This is a genomic window from Pradoshia sp. Z3_51 (assembly GCF_058215915.1).
In genome coordinates this window covers 53,411-69,670 of record NZ_JBZAJC010000006.1, presented here as the reverse complement: position 1 = coordinate 69,670, position 16,260 = coordinate 53,411, and the positions used below count along the sequence as shown (strand labels likewise).

The 16,260-nt window shown below is 38.8% G+C and carries 19 protein-coding genes and 1 pseudogene; 9 read left to right on the top strand and 11 right to left on the bottom strand.

Features of this window, described 5'->3' with window-relative positions:
• Positions 1 to 10 precede the first annotated feature (10 nt).
• Positions 11 to 673: a stationary phase survival protein SpsC gene (gene spsC, locus AC4BHA_RS12865; protein ID WP_139892282.1), complete on the top strand. Its 663-nt coding sequence runs from the start codon at positions 11 to 13 to the stop codon at positions 671 to 673.
• A 79-nt stretch (positions 674 to 752) separates the two neighbouring features.
• Here the strand turns inward: spsC and AC4BHA_RS12860 are convergent, their stop codons facing one another.
• Entirely contained in the window at positions 753 to 1,604 is an 852-nt protein-coding gene (locus AC4BHA_RS12860) for an alpha/beta hydrolase (RefSeq protein WP_490558752.1), read from the bottom strand.
• A 244-nt stretch (positions 1,605 to 1,848) separates the two neighbouring features.
• On the opposite strand from AC4BHA_RS12860, the gene AC4BHA_RS12855 reads away from it, so the two are divergent.
• The 6 genes from AC4BHA_RS12855 to AC4BHA_RS12830 all read left to right on the top strand — a co-directional run bounded on the left by AC4BHA_RS12855 (position 1,849) and on the right by AC4BHA_RS12830 (position 7,931).
• Positions 1,849 to 2,823: an iron-hydroxamate ABC transporter substrate-binding protein gene (locus AC4BHA_RS12855; RefSeq protein ID WP_148630788.1), complete on the top strand. Its 975-nt coding sequence runs from the start codon at positions 1,849 to 1,851 to the stop codon at positions 2,821 to 2,823.
• A 12-nt stretch (positions 2,824 to 2,835) separates the two neighbouring features.
• A complete protein-coding gene (locus AC4BHA_RS12850) occupies positions 2,836 to 3,840 on the top strand; it encodes a FecCD family ABC transporter permease (protein WP_490558751.1) in 1,005 nt (334 codons plus the stop codon).
• Positions 3,833 to 4,855 (top strand): FecCD family ABC transporter permease, encoded by a 1,023-nt coding sequence (locus AC4BHA_RS12845; protein ID WP_490558750.1) that lies wholly within the window; start codon positions 3,833 to 3,835, stop codon positions 4,853 to 4,855. Before AC4BHA_RS12850 ends, AC4BHA_RS12845 begins: the two co-directional genes overlap by 8 nt.
• Positions 4,856 to 4,871: 16 nt before the next feature.
• Entirely contained in the window at positions 4,872 to 5,651 is a 780-nt protein-coding gene (locus AC4BHA_RS12840) for an ABC transporter ATP-binding protein (RefSeq protein WP_139892288.1), read from the top strand.
• Between the two features lie 411 nt (positions 5,652 to 6,062).
• Positions 6,063 to 7,571: a leucyl aminopeptidase gene (locus tag AC4BHA_RS12835; protein WP_066106601.1), complete on the top strand. Its 1,509-nt coding sequence runs from the start codon at positions 6,063 to 6,065 to the stop codon at positions 7,569 to 7,571.
• Positions 7,572 to 7,697: 126 nt separating this feature from the next.
• Entirely contained in the window at positions 7,698 to 7,931 is a 234-nt protein-coding gene (locus AC4BHA_RS12830; protein ID WP_066106603.1) for an inner spore coat protein YmaG, read from the top strand.
• A 44-nt stretch (positions 7,932 to 7,975) separates the two neighbouring features.
• Here AC4BHA_RS12830 and AC4BHA_RS12825 read toward each other — a convergent pair whose 3' ends face one another.
• A complete protein-coding gene (locus AC4BHA_RS12825) occupies positions 7,976 to 8,389 on the bottom strand; it encodes a YuzC family spore coat inner layer protein (RefSeq protein WP_066106606.1) in 414 nt (137 codons plus the stop codon).
• A 121-nt stretch (positions 8,390 to 8,510) separates the two neighbouring features.
• Entirely contained in the window at positions 8,511 to 8,690 is a 180-nt protein-coding gene (locus tag AC4BHA_RS12820; RefSeq protein WP_066106609.1) for an asparagine synthase, read from the bottom strand.
• A gap of 206 nt (positions 8,691 to 8,896) precedes the next feature.
• On the opposite strand from AC4BHA_RS12820, the gene AC4BHA_RS12815 reads away from it, so the two are divergent.
• On the top strand, positions 8,897 to 9,262 hold the full coding sequence (locus AC4BHA_RS12815) for a hotdog fold thioesterase (protein ID WP_066106926.1): 366 nt from the start codon (positions 8,897 to 8,899) through the stop codon (positions 9,260 to 9,262).
• Between the two features lie 52 nt (positions 9,263 to 9,314).
• Here the strand turns inward: AC4BHA_RS12815 and mnhG are convergent, their stop codons facing one another.
• Genes mnhG through AC4BHA_RS12780 form a run of 7 tightly spaced genes read right to left on the bottom strand, consistent with a single transcriptional unit; the run spans position 9,315 to position 15,065 of the window.
• A complete protein-coding gene (mnhG, locus tag AC4BHA_RS12810) occupies positions 9,315 to 9,668 on the bottom strand; it encodes a monovalent cation/H(+) antiporter subunit G (protein ID WP_066106612.1) in 354 nt (117 codons plus the stop codon).
• On the bottom strand, positions 9,655 to 9,936 hold the full coding sequence (locus tag AC4BHA_RS12805) for a Na(+)/H(+) antiporter subunit F1 (RefSeq protein ID WP_066106615.1): 282 nt from the start codon (positions 9,934 to 9,936) through the stop codon (positions 9,655 to 9,657). Before AC4BHA_RS12805 ends, mnhG begins: the two co-directional genes overlap by 14 nt.
• Positions 9,936 to 10,412 (bottom strand): Na+/H+ antiporter subunit E, encoded by a 477-nt coding sequence (locus tag AC4BHA_RS12800; RefSeq protein ID WP_066106620.1) that lies wholly within the window; start codon positions 10,410 to 10,412, stop codon positions 9,936 to 9,938. Before AC4BHA_RS12800 ends, AC4BHA_RS12805 begins: the two co-directional genes overlap by 1 nt.
• A 7-nt stretch (positions 10,413 to 10,419) precedes the next feature.
• On the bottom strand, positions 10,420 to 11,904 hold the full coding sequence (locus tag AC4BHA_RS12795; RefSeq protein WP_139892294.1) for a Na+/H+ antiporter subunit D: 1,485 nt from the start codon (positions 11,902 to 11,904) through the stop codon (positions 10,420 to 10,422).
• Positions 11,897 to 12,238: a Na(+)/H(+) antiporter subunit C gene (locus AC4BHA_RS12790; RefSeq protein ID WP_066106626.1), complete on the bottom strand. Its 342-nt coding sequence runs from the start codon at positions 12,236 to 12,238 to the stop codon at positions 11,897 to 11,899. Before AC4BHA_RS12790 ends, AC4BHA_RS12795 begins: the two co-directional genes overlap by 8 nt.
• A complete protein-coding gene (locus AC4BHA_RS12785) occupies positions 12,238 to 12,660 on the bottom strand; it encodes a Na(+)/H(+) antiporter subunit B (protein WP_066106630.1) in 423 nt (140 codons plus the stop codon). Before AC4BHA_RS12785 ends, AC4BHA_RS12790 begins: the two co-directional genes overlap by 1 nt.
• Positions 12,657 to 15,065, bottom strand: coding sequence for a Na+/H+ antiporter subunit A (locus AC4BHA_RS12780; RefSeq protein WP_490558749.1), 2,409 nt, complete (start codon positions 15,063 to 15,065; stop codon positions 12,657 to 12,659). Before AC4BHA_RS12780 ends, AC4BHA_RS12785 begins: the two co-directional genes overlap by 4 nt.
• Positions 15,066 to 15,291: 226 nt before the next feature.
• On the opposite strand from AC4BHA_RS12780, the pseudogene AC4BHA_RS12775 reads away from it, so the two are divergent.
• Positions 15,292 to 15,849: pseudogene (locus AC4BHA_RS12775) on the top strand (DUF5366 family protein).
• A gap of 21 nt (positions 15,850 to 15,870) precedes the next feature.
• On the opposite strand, the gene AC4BHA_RS12770 reads toward AC4BHA_RS12775, so the two are convergent.
• Complete coding sequence (locus tag AC4BHA_RS12770) at positions 15,871 to 16,146, bottom strand: hypothetical protein (RefSeq protein ID WP_066106638.1); 276 nt, start codon at positions 16,144 to 16,146, stop codon at positions 15,871 to 15,873.
• Positions 16,147 to 16,260 lie beyond the last annotated feature (114 nt).

The window sequence follows — 16,260 nt, the reverse complement described above, 5'->3', positions numbered from 1 at the left end:
AAATCGTCACATGGACCATACTTTTAAATTTATCAGAGCAATTTCACTCGTTTTTTTATTCTTACTGGCTACCGTTGTAACCCTTTCATATTTTACAGGAATTAGTGTTCATGAGTTTCCTGTTTTTCGCCATATACATTCTAAAATAGTAAGGGAAAATCCTAAGCCCAAAGAGCAAATATCGTTATCAAGCTATGACACAACTTCCTCTGTTAAACAAATAAAATCAGCGTCCACGCTGGAAGAAAATGATAATTGGAATAAATACCCGGCTAAAGAAGTGATTGCTACAGGTTATACAGCAGGATACGAGTCAACTGGGAAAAATCCAAACCATCCCAGCTACGGAATCACCTATTCCGGTGTTAGGGTAAAACGTGACTTATATTCAACGATTGCAGCGGACACAAGTGTCTTTCCAATTGGGACCATTCTTTTTATCCCATCCTATGGGTATGGAGTGGTTGCTGATACAGGTTCAGCCATAAAGGGGAATAAAATAGATCTTTATTACGATACCGTGGACGATGTATATCAGAAATGGGGGAAAAAGCAGCTGAAGGTGTATGTAGTCAGTATGGGAACAGGCAAGCTGACTGAACCTGAGCTAAAAGCTTTGAATGAAACAGAGAGCTTGCAAGTATTTAGAAATCAAATTATTAATAACAAGTAGTGAAATATTTTTCTTCCTTTACCGTTCCTCATGGGCGGTTTTTTTATGATTTAAATTCGGTGTTCGCTATATAGCTTTTTTATATACTCCCCAGTTTAATTGCACGATTAATAAGTGGTAATAATACCGATACATGACTTTCCTCTGTAAACTCTCTGAACTGTATGTGAATACCGTATTGATGCAATTGATTAAGTTCTTCGGAAATTTCAGCAGCATTTTTATTCATTCCGCTAAAGTGTAGCTTTTCCAGCTCGCCTACCCCGACCAAAATCTTTATTTGCCGCTCTGATTGCTTTACCTTATGGATGAATGCTTCTTTCTCACTTCTAAAAAACTGTATATCCCAATGAATAGAGGGGCTTCCTGCAATGTATGTATGAAAAGTATCTGGCTCTGAAAAAAGAGTTTGTAAAACAAATAATCCGCCTAGTGAATGGCCAAATAGTGTTTGTTTGTCTATATTGACCGGCAGATGGCGCTCAATTTCAGGTTTAACTTTCTCTTTAATAAATGTAATGAAAGATTCAGCTCCGCCATGAGACGGCCATTCCAAGCCTGCTGGGTGCGGCGGTAAATCCTCTTTTGATATTGCCCTAGTAAAATCATAGACACGGTAAGGAGAGAATGGCTGATCTGTGTGATAACCAATTCCAACAATAATCGCTGGATACACGCCAGTTTTTTCCGGCTTTCTCATCTGCACACGCATTGCATCAACAAAGGTGCCAAATACAGAGTTTGCATCCAACGCATAGATAACCGGGTATCCTTCAGGAGGAGGAACAGTATCCGGCTTGTAAATAAAAATACGATAAAACCGGTCCTGTTTCTGATTGTACATATCTATTTCCCAGGTATTGGGTAAAGAAATATTTTGCTGCCAAGGCAAGCTGTCTTCCATAGGATTTTTTTGGGGTGTCTCTCTCATTTATTGACCTCTTTTCATTTGATTCAAAAGATTATTTGACAAATTAAGTATAAATCATTCAAAAATTTACATAAAATTAATTGAAAATTCCAGTTTGTTAGTATATATTTTATATAATACTTGATAATGATTATCATTTTCAATACTTTCTGCGATAAATATGGGGGTAGGAAAAACAATAGTTAAGTTAGAGTGAAAGCGAGTACATAGAAAAAAGATTAGATGGAGGAAGAGGAAAATGAGTATTAAAAAGAATTTATTAATAGTGGGTTTATCCGCAATGATTTGCCTTGGTTTGGCAGCATGCAATGGTACTGAGACACAAATAAAACAATCCGACAATAAAGTTCAAGCTAATGAAAGCAAGAAATCAGAAGATAAAACTCAAACGATTACATACCTAGATAAAGAATATACGGTACCTTCTGAAGTGAAAAAGATTGCTACAGCGAGTCTTGAATCCATGGAGGATGCAGCAATTTTAGGAGTTAAGCCTGTAGGCGCTATTACAATTGCCGGAGAACTACCTGCTTATTTGGCTGAAGATTTGGCTGGTGCCAAGTCGATAGGGGAAAAAACACAGCCAAATTATGAAACGTTACTTGGATTAAAGCCTGATGTAATCCTTTGGACTTCCAAAGCGAAGGAGAATGTTACTGAACAATTAACGAAGGTTGCACCAACATTCCCATACTCCCATATCTCAACAAATTGGGAAGATAACTTAAATTTAATGGCTCATTTGACAGGTAAAGAAACTGAAGCAGATATGATTATTTCTGGTTATAAGAAAGATGCTGAGGAAGCAAAAGAACAATTGGGTGAATCTCTGAAAGGGAAAAAGGCAATGGTACTTCGTATCCGAGGAGGCAATGTCTATGTGTATCCGGAAAGTATGTACCTTAACCCAGTTCTATACAATGATTTAGGACTTGAGGTACCGGAAGTGGTAAAATCTGCGAAGGCACAGGAAGTTATCTCAATGGAAAAGCTTGCGGAAGTGAATCCGGATTATGTGTTCCTTCAATTCGAAGAAAGTGAAAATGCTGATAAACCGAAAGCATTAGAAGAACTAGAAGCTAATCCAATTTGGAAAAGTATGAATGCTGCTAAAAACGAAAAAGTATTCGTTAATACTGTGGATCCTCTTGCCCAGGGCGGTACGGCATGGAGTAAGACGGCTTTCCTCGAAGCTGCAACCAGCTCTTTGACTGAGTAAGGTTGAAGGTGTATGGATAAGAGGGAATTACCTTTATTGATAATATGTGCGGCACCCATTCTTATACTCCTTATCATCCTGTTATCCGTTTTTTATGGAGCCAAAAATATAGATTATATAACGATTTGGAATGCCCTTTTTCATTATGATGCCGGTAATGTAGACCATGCCATTATTATGACATCCCGTTTACCGAGAGCAATAGGCGCACTTCTTGTTGGAGCTTTCCTTGCCATATCAGGTGCACTAATGCAGGGGATGACAAGAAACTATCTTGCATCCCCTTCCATTATGGGGGTGGCAGACGGTTCAGCTTTTATCATTACTGTATCAATGATTTTCCTACCGAATATGACATCTATTAAAATGATTTTGTTGTCAATGGTTGGTTCAGCGCTCGGTGCAGGAATTGTTTATGGATTTGGCTCTATGCTTCCCAATGGTTTATCACCTGTTCGTTTGGCAATTATAGGTACTGTAATTGGGACGTTTCTGAGCAGCCTGTCTCAAGCATTGGCCTCCTATTACCAAGTCTCCCAGAATATTAGTTTTTGGTATAATGCGAGATTGCATCAAATAGATTCAGAGCTCCTTGGACTGGCTGTACCAATTGGAATAGTTGGAATCTTCCTTGCCTTACTAGTTTCCAAATCCGTAACGATTCTTTCTCTTGGTGAAGAAGTTTCAATCAGCCTGGGCCAGCGTACCGGATTAGTCAAAGTAATTTGTATTCTGTCTGTTATTTGTTTAACGGGTACGGCAATTGCATTAGTAGGAAAAGTTGGTTTCGTAGGCTTAATCATTCCGCACATTAGCCGTATGCTTGTCGGCGTTGATTATAAATGGATAATTCCTTGTGCAGGCATACTCGGGGCTGTATTTCTTGGTTTATGTGACGTTTTAAGCAGGTTTATTAATTATCCCTTTGAAACACCGATTGGCGTTGTGACTGCATTGATTGGTGTACCATTCTTCCTCTATTTAATCAGAACAAAAGGAGGAAGAGGCCTTGCATAAAGTTTCAAAACTAAGATATTACATAACATTATGGCTGATTGTACTCGCTATTACAGCAGTCATCGTTTATAGCTTGATGGCCGGAACCTTTCAATTGTCTGTTATCGATGTAATAAAGACATTAGCTCGAATAGACGTAAATCCGGAACACGATTTGGTCATCTTTGATTTTAGGTTACCGAGGATTCTGATTGGCTGTCTGGTTGGGATCGGGCTTGGAATAGCCGGTGCTGTGATTCAGGGAGTGACGAAGAATGGCTTGGCCGATCCAGGAATACTTGGTATTAATGCCGGTGCTGGTACGGCTGTAGTTTTATTTATGTTTTTCTTTCATAGCGTATTTCAAGGAATGACATGGCTCTCCATTATGGCTATGCCCTTATTTGGTCTCGTTGGAGGATTGCTGGCGGCCTTAATTATATTCGCCTTTTCATGGAAAAATGGTTCCCTTGATGTAGAACGACTCATCTTGACTGGAATAGCGATTGGTTCAGCTTTTGGTGCCGTTTCCTTATATTTGTCGCTGAAAATGAAAGCAACTGATTTTGAAATGGCAGTTGTGTGGATCACAGGCAGCATTTATGATGCCAATTGGCTTTACATACTTGCCATAGCCCCCTGGCTGTTTATATGTATACCGATCATTCTAAAAAAGGCCTATATACTTGATTTGCTCCAATTAGAGGATAGTAGCGCTATCAGTTTAGGTATAGCCATTAATAAAGAAAAATCAATCTTACTTCTCAGCAGTATCGGCTTAATAAGCGCTTGTGTATCAGTATCAGGCAGTATTGGATTTATTGGCTTAATGGCGCCGCATATATCGCGCTATCTTGTTGGTGTTCAAAATAGATTTGTTATCCCTGTGAGTGCAGCAATCGGTGCGCTGTTGGTAGTCTCTTCTGATTATATTGCCAAAACAATCATTGCCCCTGCTGAACTGCCAGTTGGTATTATCGTATCCATTATTGGGGTACCATTCTTCTTGTATTTACTCAAAAAGGCGAAAGCATAAAGGGGGGATATTTGATATGAGTATTCTGCGTACAGAAAATCTTGAAGCCTGTTATGAAAAAAAGACCGTGTTTCAAAATTTAAACTTAGACATTACTAAAGGAAAAATAACGACTATTATTGGACCGAACGGTTGTGGAAAATCTACTTTATTAAAAACAATGGGACGTATACTGAAACAAAAGCAAGGGAAGGTATTTTTGCAAGAGCAAGATATGAACACGATTTCAACGAAGGAGATTGCCAGACGGCTTTCTATGCTGCCGCAAAGCCCGGTTGCACCGGGCTTGTTGGGTGTGGAGGAATTGGTATCCTATGGACGTTATCCACATCGTAAAAATAATAAAATAATGACGAATGAAGATATGGAAATCATTGAATGGGCAATGGATATAACTAAAACATCCCCTTTCCGAAACCGAAGCATCGCAAGCTTATCTGGTGGGCAAAGACAAAAGGTTTGGCTAGCCATGGCCCTAGCTCAGAAAACAGATATCATCCTCTTAGACGAGCCCACAACATACTTGGATATGGCCCACCAGCTGGATGTATTGCAAATTATTCAGGAACTCAATCGCCAAGAAAAAAGTACAATTGTAATGGTTCTTCATGATATTAACCATGCCTCCAGATACTCAGACCATATCATAGCCATGAAAGACGGCAGTATAATCAAATCCGGCACACCAACCGAAATCATTAACCAAGAAGTACTAAAAACCGTATTCCAAATAGAAGCCAGAATCATCATCGACCCATATGACCAAGCGCCGGTATGTGTTGGATATAATCTATAGTGCTGAAACGGCTTGCTCAGAAGCGAGGAGCATAAGACAGGGGCTCGGAAGGAGGAGTTCTTCCCTCCTGTAGAGGTGAGTTTCTAGCCGTTGAAGCCGGATTGCATAAAAGCTGAGGCGACCATTTCAAGGAACAAAGACTAAGAACGCCATGTCCTGTGACAACGTCTTTGTGACCAACATCCTGTTGGCCTCCGCAACTAATTCACAGAGGATAATAGTCCTCTGTTTTTTTATGTCTAAAGGAAGGGTAAAATAGGCAAGATATGTCGGGGTAAATCGTTTAATTTTTCAGTGAATGGAATGCGTCATTTGTTCTAAATTATGATGCCAATGGTAAGATAATAGGTAAGGATAGTTAATGTCAGTAAGAAAAGGCATGAATAAAGATAAACGATCAGGAGGAGTAGTATGTTTAAAGTTTATAATGAAAATCCGAGTCAACTACATATGCCTGTTTTGGTAACTGGAGCATTTAATCATCCAGTTACGCTTGCAGCGACTTTATCGGAAGCGGATAAAATGATGAATAGTAAGCTTCAGGAGCTTGCCAAGGTTGGAGATATTTCCGCTCGGAAGAAAAAAGTTTCGACATTGCATACACTTGATCTTATTCCACCGGAGAGATTGGTGTTCGTTGGATTGGGGAAACAAAAAGATTTAACATTCGAAGAGCTGAAAGAAGCATTTGGCAAAATGTTTCAGAAAGTCGAAGGTCGTGGATGGACAAAGATTAGCGTCGACTTAACGTCATTCCTGACAGATGTCATTACGGTGGAGGATGCAGCACATGCTTTAGGAGAAGCATTAGCCTTGTCTACGTATGAATTTGAAGGATATAAGCATAAGAAAAATGAACCAGATCAGAAAATAGAAGAGGTTTCTGTATATACGGAAGCCGACCGAGAGCTAGTTGAGTCTTCCCTTTTTGTTGGATATACATATGGAAAAGGAACCAATTCAGCTCGGACTTTAGTAAATCTTCCAGGTAATATGCTAACGTCTACAGATATGGCCAATTATGCTAAAGGGCTGGCTGATAAGTATCAGTTTGAGTGCGAAATCCTTGAAAAAGAAGATATGCAGGAGCTTGGAATGGGAGCCTTGCTTGCCGTCAACCAAGGATCTGCTGAACCACCTAAAATGATTGTCCTAAAATATCAAGGGAAATCTGACTGGACAGATGTAATTGGTTTGGTTGGCAAAGGAATTACATTTGATACAGGCGGATATTCAATAAAGACAAAAGCAGGGATAGTTGGAATGAAAACGGATATGGGGGGAGCAGCCGCTGTCCTTGGAGCTATGGAGATAATTGGGGAATTGAGACCTGAACAAAATGTTGTGGCTGTTATTCCATCAACAGATAATATGATTTCCGGAAATGCCTTCAAACCGGATGATGTCATAGTTTCCATGGCTGGTAAAACAATTGAGGTCTTGAATACAGATGCCGAGGGGCGTCTTGTGTTGGCAGATGCGATTACATATGCTAAACAGCATGGAGCGGATTATTTAGTTGATGTAGCTACATTAACCGGGGGAGTTATTACAGCATTAGGTGTAGAAATGACAGGTGCGATGACAAATCATGAAAGCTGGTTTGAGGAAGTCTTAAAAGCATCTGATGAAGCTGGAGAACCCATGTGGAGATTGCCAATTACCGAAAGGGATAAAGCGCGTGTTCGCAATAGCAAAATAGCTGATCTTAATAATTCGCCGGGAGCAGAGGGGCATGCCATTATGGGAGGTGCATTTGTTGGTGAGTTTGCCGAGGAGACTCCATGGGTGCATTTAGATATAGCTGGTACATCTACAAGACGTTCCAGCTATGAACTTGGACCATCAGGTGCTACTGGTGTAATGGCGAGGACATTGGCTGTATTGGTTGAACGTTTTGGTTTGGATGGTGAAGATTAATCTAATCTCATAAATAGATTTAAATGGGAATGTTATCCTTGTAAGAGGGCATACGCCCTTACCTGCTGTTAGGTTTCTGCATACATAATAGTGTAGGCATTTAAACAAACAGGAGGTATTTTACAGATGGATTACAGACAGAGAAGACCATGGGGCAGACCGTGGGGCGGACCGTGGGGAAGACCATGGGGTAGACCAGGTTTTGGTTTTGGATTTGGAGGTCCGATCGGGGGATTTGGTTTAGGATTAGCCGGCGGATTAATAGGTGGAGCATTGCTTAGCAGACCATGGGGATATGGATATGGTTATCCTCCGTATGGATATGGGTCCCCATGGGGATATGGTGGCGGATTTTATTAATAATAATTTGTAAACAAAACCAGCAGTTATCAAACTGCTGGTTTTTAGCTCCATCGTATGACTACCCCAACTTCACAACAGGGAGGACTGGTTTGTTTATCAGCAAAAACCAGCCGAATTCCCTCCGGATCGTAATAGATGGAAGGAGCTATTCGAATACCGGTTGAAAGCAATAATCGATTCACTTCGCTTAGGTTATTAAACTCAGAGGCTGCCATAATTTGACGAGCTAAATCTTGAGATGCAGAGATCTGATTGGCAATTCTTAATGCTTCAGTCAGATAGGACGCGGTTCGATTGGCAGAATTCTTAAATTTTGTTGTATCTATAGCAGGAACTTTTCTGTTATATGAAGAATAAGAATTCATACCAGTAACAGATGGATGGATCCATGTGGGTATGTGGTAATGAGGACCTAGACTTTGAGCCCAGTTATAAAACTGTTGATTTGCATACATATGGGCACCTCCTCTTACGAAATAAAATACCTTATAACTATATATAAGAGAAGGTAGATTGTATTAGACCAAAAAATAAGCAACGGTTAGGTTGCTTATTTAGGGGATAGATGATGTTCGTTTAGATATCGTTGCGATGCTCGACTAAATCAATAACACCAAGAGCAATATGGGCAAGCCCAAATCCAAATAGTGCATTGGCAATCATTTTATTGCTATTATGCTTTTGTTTAAGGGCATAACCAGTAGCAGCAACAGCGGTACCTAATACAGTTGGAACCATTCCTTCTCGAAGATCCATTTGACCAATCCTCCATCATCTAGATATGCTTTTTGTAAAGTCTTACAGATATCCAGTTCATCTTTTTTCGAAGGGATTCACCTTAAAAATCAGAATAGGAATCAGTTGTAAGAAAGCTTTACTCCTTTATTTTTCCGCTCTTTATCTAATTCATAACAAATAAGCAATGGAAAGGATGCCTTTAATTGGATTTAAGTAAAACATTGATGGGTACATTAGGGATAGAAATAGTTGAGGTCTGTGAAGGAAGAGTTGTTGCAACCATGCCTGTTGACCATCGGACACACCAGCCGATGGGACTTCTTCACGGTGGCGCATCGGTGGCTCTTGCCGAAACGGTCGCCAGTCTTGGTGGATATACAATGGTTGACGAGGAGAAAGAAGCAGTCGTTGGTTTAGAGATTAATGCGAATCATCTTAAAAGCAAAAGGGAAGGCTTGGTGACCGCAACAGGAAATATTGTACACAGAGGAAAAAAAACAATGGTATGGGAAATTAAAATAACGGATGAAGAGAACGAATTAATATGTATCAGCAGATGTACGCTTGCTGTTATTCAAATAAAAAAATGAGGATGTTTTACAAGGTCTAAAGCGATCTTGTAAGCATCCTCTTTTTCTGTCATTAGCTATTTTTTTGTTTTTTTGCCTTTTTTAAATCATCACGCACACTATGTTTCCACAATTTAACGCCTGTATTATAGGCTGCACGGCTGATTAAATGTCCGGCAACCGGAGCTGTCATAAAAATAAAGAAGATAGCTAACAGGATACGGGAGTTAAAATGGCCCTCTGTAATCCAGAAATATAAGAATGTGCCAAGCAATACAAGGGTTACACCCAAAGTGGATGTTTTAGAAGCTGCATGGTTCCGCGTATAGACATCGGGTAAACGGAGTATTCCAAGAGCTGATACAACGGTTAATATAGAACCGATTAAAACGATACAAACAAAAATATAGGAACTAATTTCGTTCATTTTCTATGATTTCCCCTTTCTCCAGGAATTTCGAAAAGGCAACCGTACCAGTGAACGAAAGAATACTGATCAGAAGGATAACCTCTAAAAACATGGATGTGCTGAGCAATAAAGATAGTATGGCAATCATGCAAATTAAGTTCATGCCAATAGCATCCAATGCCATTACACGATCAGGGATGCTTGGTCCCTTAATTACTCTATAAATTAGAATGAGCATCGAAATAGCTATACAGACTAAAGAAAGCTGAAGGATGAAATTAATCATTACTCACTCACCTCCAGAATAAGCCGCTCAAATGAATTTTTTATACTTTCTTGCATCTCTGGAATCTCCGATATGTTTAATGCATGGATGAATAATGTTTTGTTATCAGAAGAAATATCCAGAACTAATGTACCGGGAGTTAAGGTAATCAGACAGGACAGAAGAGTGATCTGCCAATCCGATTTAAGTTTGGTTTCATAAGTAAAAATTCCTGGCTTCAGTTCAAGCTTTGGTCTGATGATTGTTTTAAAAACGTCGAAGTTTGCAATCAATAATTCTCGTATAAATATCCCCAGAAGGTGAAGGACAGCCACTACCTTATGCAAATAAAACCGAGTCGAAAAAAAGCGTCTGAATAGAAAAAGAATAATCGCCCCAATTAAATAGCCGATAATAAAGGAAGCGGCTGTATTTGACGTCGTCAGGAACATCCAGGTCAAGGCTAGAATTACATTTAATAATATTTGATAAGACATATCTTCATCACTCCTTTAGTACGGCCTGAATGTAATCTGATGGATTCATTAAAACATCAACCGCATCAGAAACATACGTATAAACAACTTCAGAGCCCAATCCGTACAATATTGAGACTACAAGTAAAATGCCGATCGGCAATAGTAAAAAACGGTTATCTTTCTTGGAGAAGTTCTCATCGTAAACTTTTTTCTCTCCCCAGAACGCGAATATGAAAATGCGCATCACGGAATATAAAACAATTAAACTTGAGAATAGGACTACCAATCCTCCTACGTAATGCCTTTCATCAAAGGCACCCTGAATGATTAGTAATTTTCCTGTAAAGCCGCTGAAAGGTGGAACCCCTGCTAACGATATAGCCGCTATGAAGAACATCCAAGCTAAAAGTGGAGATTCGTGAATTAACCCACCCATGCGCTTAATATTACTTGTCCCTGTTTTGGCCATCATTACTCCAATAAGCAGAAACAGGGCTGCTTTAATCATCATGTCATGAATTGTATACATAATTGAACCGGATATGGATGCGGTATTCATGATTGAAATACCGAAGATTATAACACCAATGGCAATTACGATATTGTAAATGATGATTTTTTTACCATCCATATAGGCCAATACACCGATACAGCCAAATACAATGGTTAAAATTCCAAGGTACTCCAGCAATGTATGCGTATAATCAGTATGATGATAAAACATAATGGTAAAGGTTCTTAGGATGGAATAAACACCAACCTTCGTTAATAATGAACCAAACAAAGCCAGGATTGGAATTGGCGGCGCAAAGTATGAGCCGGGCATCCAAAAATATAAAGGAAAAATGGCTGCCTTCAATCCAAACACGATTAGAAACAGAACAGCGATAACCGTGATGATTCCCGGCTGGTCTACTTCCGCAATTCTTTCTGAGATATCTGCCATATTCAGCGTACCTACAACAGAGTATAAGAATGCAACAGCAGCAACAAAAAGGCCAGAAGCAATTACATTTACAAGCAAATATTTAATAGACTCGCGAAGCTGTACTTTTGTACCACCTGTCACAAGTAATACATAAGATGACATCAGCATTACTTCAAAAAATACAAATAAGTTGAATATATCTCCGGTCAAAAATGCCCCGTTAACACCTACAATTAAAAATTGGATAAGGGCATAGTAGAAATATTTTTCACGGTTTGCATCAATATTTTTAAAAGAATAAATAATCGTTACTAATGTAATAAGAGATGTAGTTAAAACCAGTAAGGCTGCCAGCATATCCGCTACAAGACTAATTCCGAAAGGGGCATCCCAGCTGCCGGCCTGCAAGGTTAGAATGCCATTTGTTTTTACCTCTATTAAAAGTGAAAAGGTAACTACCAGGACCAGTATAGAAGAGGCCAAGGCGACTATTCGTTGGGCATTTATTTTTTTCGCAAGGAATAACAATAAAATTCCTGTCAATAACGGAAGTAAAATAGGTAATATAACAAGGTTATTCATATGACTTATTTCCTCTCAGTTGATCCATGTTATCCGTTCCAAGTTCCTGATAGGAACGATAGGCCAATACCAGGAAGAAAGATGTGACACCGAAGCTAATTACAATCGCTGTCAGGATTAATGCCTGTGGCAGCGGATCCACATAGGATTTGGCGTGTTCACTTAAGATAGGCACAGCTCCTTGTTTTAATCCTCCCATGGTAAGAACCAATAAATTCACCGCATGGCTCAATATGCTTGTTCCAATAATGATACGAAGCAAGCTTTTTGATAAAAGTAAATAGGTGGAAATCGTAAATAGAATTCCTATAGCAAAACACATTAAAATCTCCATCATTCACTCTCCCCAATCGTTTGAATAATGGTCATTGTCACGCCGATTACAACTAGATAAACACCCGTATCAAAGATAACTGCTGTATGAAGGGATGTTTTTCCAAGGAGCGGCAAATCAAAATAATCAAAGGCGTGCGTCAGGAAAGGAGCATCGAAGAATAACGCACCAGCTCCAGTCCCGACAGATAACAACAACCCCACAGCTATCAACGATAAATAATTTACCGGCAGAAAACTTTTTACGGTTTTTAAATCAAATGCCAGCAATAAAAGAATGATGGCAGAAGAAGTCATAAGACCACCGATAAATCCACCGCCCGGCGTATAGTGTCCGGCAAAGAAAATGTGTATAGAGAACAAAATAATAATAAAAGTTGCGATTTTAGTAACCGTCTGTAAAATTAAATCATTTGTTTTCATTCTTCCCCTCCTCTTTTCGTGAGACGGAGTTTAATCATGGTGTAAATTCCCATGGCTGCAATGGATAATACGGTGATTTCAAACATGGTATCCAAACCACGGAAGTCAACCAGGATTACGTTAACCATATTCTCTCCACCAGCTTCTTTGTACGTAACCTCTTTATAAAATTCAGAGATGGATTCAAATAGCTTCGTACTGTGAGAAGCCAGCGCGATAAGTGTCATCGTAATTCCGACACCGAGAGAGATTGCCAGGTTTGTCAATTTAAAACGCATACGCTTTTCCTTTGGTTTATACTTCGGCAAGTGATAGAAACAAAGCAAGAACAGCGATGTAGATACTGTTTCAATGACAAATTGAGTTAAGGCTAAATCAGGTGCCCTAAATAGAACAAATAAAAGTGATACCGTATAACCAACCGCTCCCATTAAAATGATTGAAGTCAGTCTCGATTTTGCAAATAGAATCATGATTGAAGCCAGAACTAAGATAAAGATCAAAATAACTTCGTATACCCCAATTGGAGTCATACTGGTTGTTTCGAATGCAAAGCTATCGGTTTTCCAAACCGTATAAAGTAAACTGATAATCAAGAAGCCAAATATATAAACTAAATAATCATGGATACTCCCGTTCATATATCCGCGGGTAATGAGACGTGAACCTGTATCCAGTGATCTTAATCCCATATTATATGCATTGTTTAATGTGTATTTATCAGATAAATACGTATAAATCTTGCTCCATTTTGGATAGAACTTATACAAGATAATTCCTAAGATGACAACTCCGATTGTCATTAATAATGCGCCATTTACTCCGTGCCACATTTGTATATGAAGATGCGGAGGGTTTCCGTTTTCATAAAGGCTCGGCAGGATAGCTGCAGTAGCTGGCTCAATAATTGTTGAAGTAAGGATGTTTGGAAATAATCCAAAAATAATAACCAAGGCTGCAAGCGTGATTGGTGAAATCAATAATCCAATCGGTGCTTCATGTGGTTTTTTCGTTAATTTTTCAGGCTGAAGTTTGCCGCCAAATGTTCTAAATAAAAGAATCATACAGTAAACAAATGTGAATACACTTGCCAGCCATCCAATAACAGGGAATAAATTACCCCATGTTTGCAGGTTAAGAAAATCTGCTTTTGTTATATCTAATAGGCTGCCAAAGAACATTTCCTTACTCAAGAAGCCATTGAATGGAGGCAAGCCTGCCATTGAGAATGCTCCGATTGCAGCAATAGTAAAAGTGATTGGCATTATGGTCATTAATCCGCCCAGTTTACGAATATCCCTAGTTCCCGTTTCGTGATCAATTATACCGACTGCCATGAATAATGAACCTTTAAAGGTTGCATGGTTAATTAGGTGAAAAACAGCTGCCGAAACAGCGGCAATATATACATTATTCTCGGCTGATCCAAAATGGAGGGAAGCCGCACCGATGCCAAGCAGGGACATGATTAAGCCGAGCTGGCTGACTGTTGAGTAGGCAAGAATCCCTTTTAAATCATACTGACGTACTGCATTAAAGGAACCCCAAATTAAGGTTATGATACCGACCAGGCCGATAATCCATACCCATTCACCTGATAAAGCAAATATAGGGCTCAAACGTGCTACTAAATAGATACCTGCTTTAACCATCGTTGCTGAATGAAGATATGCACTGACTGGTGTAGGTGCTTCCATTGCATCAGGTAACCAAATGTGGAATGGGAATTGGGCAGACTTCGTGAATGCCCCTAATAAAACGAGTATCATCGAAAAATAAAAAAGAGGATGGTTTACCAAATCAGGAGCCATTGAAATTAATTCTCTGATGCTGAAGGTATTTCCCATTACAGAGAGGGTTATAAAACCTCCTAGCATGGATAAGCCACCTAAAAAGGTGATTAATAATGATTTTTGCGCTCCGTAGCGAGATCCTTTTCTCTCATGCCAATAGCCAATCAGCAGGAAGGAAGAAAGGCTGGTAAATTCCCAAAACGTATAAAGGACGATTAAGTTGTCAGATAGGACAACCCCAAGCATAGCCCCCATAAATAATAGTAAATAAACATAAAAATTACTCAGTTTTTCTTTTGTTTTGTCCATATAAAAGATGGAGTACAGAATAACTAGTGTACCAATACCTGTGATCAGCATAGCGAAGAGCAGGCCTAATCCGTCTACATAAACATCAAATGATATGTTTAGTGAAGGAATCCACTCAAAACTAGCTGTTATGGATTGATGATCCGTTATTTCAGGCAGGAACGTAAACAAATAACCAAATAATACGATAGGTATAATAAGTACGAACCATCCGGTATGTATTTTACGAGCATATTTGCCTATAAACGGAATACATATCGCAGCCAAAAAAGGCAGTAATATACTCAAGTGAAGCATTGACATAAGGACCTCCCTTAAAAAATTATAAAATATTGAAAAATTACAACAAAATGTACCAATCCGTACATTCAGCATAGCAAATTATACAGCAAATTTATATTAGACTGTACTTGAAAAGACTGGTATTCATGTGTTTTAACCATGTATTATATGAAGGAAAAAATTTAAAAATTTAATTCTCCTTTCTGATAAATGGTTTATAATGGGAAAATGTGAAGTATAAGGAATAATGAAAATGAAGAATACATATGTAACAGGTTATTTTCCCTTATTATCGATAATGGCATTTAGTCTGTTCTTTGCTGTTCATCTTATGGTAAGAATGATTGTATTTTTAAAAAGCAATGGGCTCTATTCAGGCATGACTGGATTGTTATCAGAGATCCATATTAAATTATCCTTTTTATTATTGTTCTTTATCTGTTTTTTTATGTTACTTGCTGCGTTAAAGCTTCTTGTCGATACCTTTTTGGAACTGTCACTTTTATTTTTCTCAAAGGATAAGGTGGGAGAAGACCTGCAAAAGCTGAGAGGGACTTCTATCATTTTTCTGATAGGTGGACTTATATCTATGTTATGTTGTCTTTGGTTGCTTGCAGGCTGCTTTTTACTTACTTCATTATTCGCTTTTATATACTTTCTGTATAAAATCAGTTCATCCTTATCGGGTACCTGATTGATAGGGATTATATTTTTTCATGTAACTATCTGGGCCGTTCTGTTATTGGCAGTCTGTCTCTCTGTCTTAAAATTATATAATAGTATAATGGCGGGACTTCCGCTGTAAAGGAAAAAGCATGATGAACCTCTAATAGAGAGAATACATCATGCTTTTCCATATTTGTATTTGCGGCTGACTTTTATTTAAAAAATCAATACTGGACGGCTGATCCTTGCCCACCCAGACCCCACCAGTATACGAAGCAGTCATCCCAATAAACCATAAATCATGATAATCATTTGTTGTACCGGTTTTTCCTCCTATATAAGCTACCTGTTTTTTGAAGCAATCGAACAGCTGCAGTATTAACCGATTTGGCCATTGCCTGATTGAGTGGAAGATTGCTATATGTTGAATGACCATAGTTCTCTGGGCAGTAATTTTCGATGCATATCGCTGAAGCGTCTATTTTTTGGATCCTTATTAGTTTTCAAATAAGGCGCATATACCAGCAATGGTTTAATCGTAGATTCTGGC

Coding starts and splice junctions, on each gene's coding strand:
- AC4BHA_RS12785 (WP_066106630.1), bottom strand. CDS start 12,660: ATGAAAACAAATGATTTAATTTTACAGACGGTTACTAAAATCGCAACT.
- AC4BHA_RS12800 (WP_066106620.1), bottom strand. CDS start 10,412: ATGTCTTATCAAATATTATTAAATGTAATTCTAGCCTTGACCTGGATG.
- AC4BHA_RS12850 (WP_490558751.1), top strand. CDS start 2,836: ATGGATAAGAGGGAATTACCTTTATTGATAATATGTGCGGCACCCATT.
- AC4BHA_RS12795 (WP_139892294.1), bottom strand. CDS start 11,904: ATGAATAACCTTGTTATATTACCTATTTTACTTCCGTTATTGACAGGA.
- AC4BHA_RS12815 (WP_066106926.1), top strand. CDS start 8,897: ATGGGTACATTAGGGATAGAAATAGTTGAGGTCTGTGAAGGAAGAGTT.
- AC4BHA_RS12840 (WP_139892288.1), top strand. CDS start 4,872: ATGAGTATTCTGCGTACAGAAAATCTTGAAGCCTGTTATGAAAAAAAG.
- mnhG (WP_066106612.1), bottom strand. CDS start 9,668: ATGAACGAAATTAGTTCCTATATTTTTGTTTGTATCGTTTTAATCGGT.
- AC4BHA_RS12790 (WP_066106626.1), bottom strand. CDS start 12,238: ATGGAGATTTTAATGTGTTTTGCTATAGGAATTCTATTTACGATTTCC.
- AC4BHA_RS12770 (WP_066106638.1), bottom strand. CDS start 16,146: ATGGTCATTCAACATATAGCAATCTTCCACTCAATCAGGCAATGGCCA.
- AC4BHA_RS12860 (WP_490558752.1), bottom strand. CDS start 1,604: ATGAGAGAGACACCCCAAAAAAATCCTATGGAAGACAGCTTGCCTTGG.
- AC4BHA_RS12830 (WP_066106603.1), top strand. CDS start 7,698: ATGGATTACAGACAGAGAAGACCATGGGGCAGACCGTGGGGCGGACCG.
- spsC (WP_139892282.1), top strand. CDS start 11: ATGGACCATACTTTTAAATTTATCAGAGCAATTTCACTCGTTTTTTTA.
- AC4BHA_RS12825 (WP_066106606.1), bottom strand. CDS start 8,389: ATGTATGCAAATCAACAGTTTTATAACTGGGCTCAAAGTCTAGGTCCT.
- AC4BHA_RS12820 (WP_066106609.1), bottom strand. CDS start 8,690: ATGGATCTTCGAGAAGGAATGGTTCCAACTGTATTAGGTACCGCTGTT.
- AC4BHA_RS12835 (WP_066106601.1), top strand. CDS start 6,063: ATGTTTAAAGTTTATAATGAAAATCCGAGTCAACTACATATGCCTGTT.
- AC4BHA_RS12780 (WP_490558749.1), bottom strand. CDS start 15,065: ATGTCAATGCTTCACTTGAGTATATTACTGCCTTTTTTGGCTGCGATA.
- AC4BHA_RS12805 (WP_066106615.1), bottom strand. CDS start 9,936: ATGATTAATTTCATCCTTCAGCTTTCTTTAGTCTGTATAGCTATTTCG.